At 72.3% G+C, this 2484-nt stretch carries 3 protein-coding genes and 1 pseudogene; 3 read left to right on the forward strand and 1 reads right to left on the reverse strand.

Translation table 11 applies throughout. The annotated features are described in order from the left end of the window. A pseudogene (locus Q0588_RS05665) lies at nt 1–226 on the reverse strand (cobaltochelatase subunit CobS); the annotation flags it as partial. Nucleotides 227–354: 128 nt separating this feature from the next. On the opposite strand from Q0588_RS05665, the gene Q0588_RS05670 reads away from it, so the two are divergent. The 3 genes from Q0588_RS05670 to Q0588_RS05680 form a co-directional block, all read left to right on the forward strand. Beyond that, the gene (locus tag Q0588_RS05670; RefSeq protein WP_298744540.1) at nt 355–984 is read left to right on the forward strand and encodes a TetR/AcrR family transcriptional regulator; all 630 of its coding nucleotides are present in this window, start codon (nt 355–357) and stop codon (nt 982–984) included. Beyond that, complete coding sequence (locus Q0588_RS05675) at nt 981–1958, forward strand: HlyD family efflux transporter periplasmic adaptor subunit (protein WP_298744542.1); 978 nt, start codon at nt 981–983, stop codon at nt 1956–1958. The genes Q0588_RS05670 and Q0588_RS05675 overlap by 4 nt, the downstream gene beginning before the upstream one ends. Before the next feature lie 95 nt (nt 1959–2053). Then, nucleotides 2054–2484 (forward strand): ATP-binding cassette domain-containing protein (locus tag Q0588_RS05680; protein WP_366872649.1); only part of this gene is annotated, 431 nt, incomplete at its 3' end.

The following is a 2484-nucleotide window of genomic DNA, read 5'->3' on the forward strand; positions in this document are numbered from 1 at the left end:
CCTGGACCATGACGCGGCGGTCGAAGGCGAAGCCGGCGCAGATGGCCAGCGTCGTCTGCGGGTCGAAGCGGTAGGCATCGTCGATCTCGGGCACATGACTGTCGCGCTCGGTGAAGACCGGCACCACCATGTCGGAGTCGACCCCGAAGATCTCGCGCACGCTGGCGCGGCGGTGCGGCTCCAGGGTCAGGAGGGGGTCGGGGGTGGCGTCGAGCGGGGAGGTCATCCGCATCCCTTAGAAAACCGGGGCGGCGGGGTCCAGCGTCCGGCGCCGGGGCCAGGCGGGCGAATGCGGCTTTACAGCCTCGCCCGGCACAGATAATAACTGACCAGTCAGTTATTAATGGCGTTGCGATGCTCCCCCCGGGCCAGCCGAAATTTCGCCGCCGCGCCGCCGATCGCCCGGCGGAGATTCTCGCCGCGGCGCTGGAGGTGTTCGCGATGCGCGGGTTCGCCGCCGCCCGGCTGGATGAGGTGGCCAGGCTCGCCGGGGTGTCGAAAGGCGCGCTTTATCTCTATTTCGAGACCAAGGACGAACTGTTCCGCGCGGTGGTGGCCGACCTGATCGCGCCGAACCTCGAGCGTGTCCGGGCCGCGGCCCTGAACGCCGGCGCGCCGTTCGAGACGGTGGCGCGCGGCGCGGTCGCACTGATGGCGGCGGTGGTGGCCGGCGACCGGCGGTTCGCGGGCGTGGCCAAGCTGGTCATCGCCGAAAGCCGCAACAGGCCGGAGCTGGCCGTGGTCTGGCACGCCAATATGGTGGGGCCCGGCCTCGAGATGATGAGCGGCCTGATTCGCCGGGCGCAGACGGCCGGCGAGGTTCGGCCCGGCGATCCGCGCCACTTCGCCATGGGCCTGGTCGGGCCGGTGCTGCTGGGCGCGATGTGGCGCGAGACCTTCGAGCCGATCGGCGCGGAGGCGGTCGATATCGTGGCCCTGGCCAACCAGCATCTGGACACGGTCCTGAGAGGAATGCGGCCATGAAGCGGACCCGGATCATCGTCGCGCTCATCGTGTTCGCCGTCGTCGGGGTGCTGGTCTGGCTGCTGTTCCTGCGCGACGGCGAGGCGCGGACCCTGACCGGCTATATCGAGGGCGAGCGGGTCTATCTGGCCGCGCCGGTCTCCGGCTCGGTGGCGGCCCTGTATGTGCGCGAGGGGCAGAGGGTGGCGGCGGGCGGCCGCACCTTCCTGATCGACCCGCGGGTGCAGCGGGCCCAGGCCGAGAGCGCGGCGGCGGCGGTGGGCGCGGCCGAGGCGCGGGCCGACGATCTGCGCAAGGGCCAGCGCGCCGAGGAGCTGTCGGTGTTCGACGCCGAACTGGCGGCGGCCGAGGCCGGCGAACGGGCCGCCGAGGCCGACTATGGGCGGATCGAGCCGCTGGTGCGGCGCGGCATCTATGCGCCGGCGCGGCTGGACCAGGTGCGGGCGGCGCGGGACGCGGCCCGGGCGCAGACGGCGGCGGTGCGGCGGCGGCGTGAAGTGGCGGCCATGGGCGCGCGGCAGGATGCGGTGGCGCAGGCGGAGCAGCAGGCGCGGCAGGCGGCGGGCGGGCTGAGCGAGGCGCAGGCGCGGCTGGGCCAGCTGTCGCCGACGGCCCCGGCGGCGGCGCGGGTCGAGGAGATCTTCTACCGGCCCGGCGAATGGGCCGCGGCCAATACGCCGGTGCTGGCCCTGCTGCCCGACCGCGAGGTCAAGCTGGTGTTCTTCGTGCCCGAGGCGGAGATGGCGCGCTATCGGCCCGGCCGGACGGTGACCTTCCGCTGTGACGGCTGCGCCGCGGCCGGGCGCGCCCGGATCAGCTGGATCAGTCCGCGACCCGAGTTCACCCCGCCGGTGCTCTACGGCCGGGGCAGCCGCGACCGGCTGGTCTATCGCGTCGAGGCGCGGCCGGAGGAGGCGGCGACGCTGAACCCCGGCCTGCCGGTGGATGTGACGCCGCTGGAGGCGGGGGAGTGACGGATCGGCGAAAGGGTTCGACTCCCCTTCCCCTCGACGGGGGAGGGTTGGGATGGGGTGGAGGCAGGCTGTCAAATGATCTGGCGCGGGAGGCGTTGTCGAAGAGCCGCCGGAGCCCAACCGAGCTTCCCGACGACCACCCCGCCTCCACCCCCTCCCAATCCTCCCCCGTCGAGGGGGAGGGCTCGGCGGTCATCGACGTCAGGGGCCTGAACAAGGCGTTCGGAGCGCTGCACGCGGTCAAGGATTTCGGCATCACGGTGAACCGGGGCCGCATCTGCGGCTTCCTGGGCCCCAACGGCGCCGGCAAGACCACGACCCTGCGGATGCTGTGCGGCCTGCTGACGCCGGACAGCGGCGAGGGCACGGTGCTGGGCCACGACGTCATGACCCAGTCGCGGCGGATCAAGGAACGCGTCGGCTATATGACGCAGAAATTCTCGCTCTACGAAGACCTGTCGATCGAGCAGAACCTGACCTTCATGGCCCGGGTGCACGAGCTGGAGCGGCGGCGCGAGCGGGTCGA

The organism is uncultured Brevundimonas sp., assembly GCF_937870815.1.
Taxonomy (GTDB): Bacteria; Pseudomonadota; Alphaproteobacteria; order Caulobacterales; family Caulobacteraceae; genus Brevundimonas.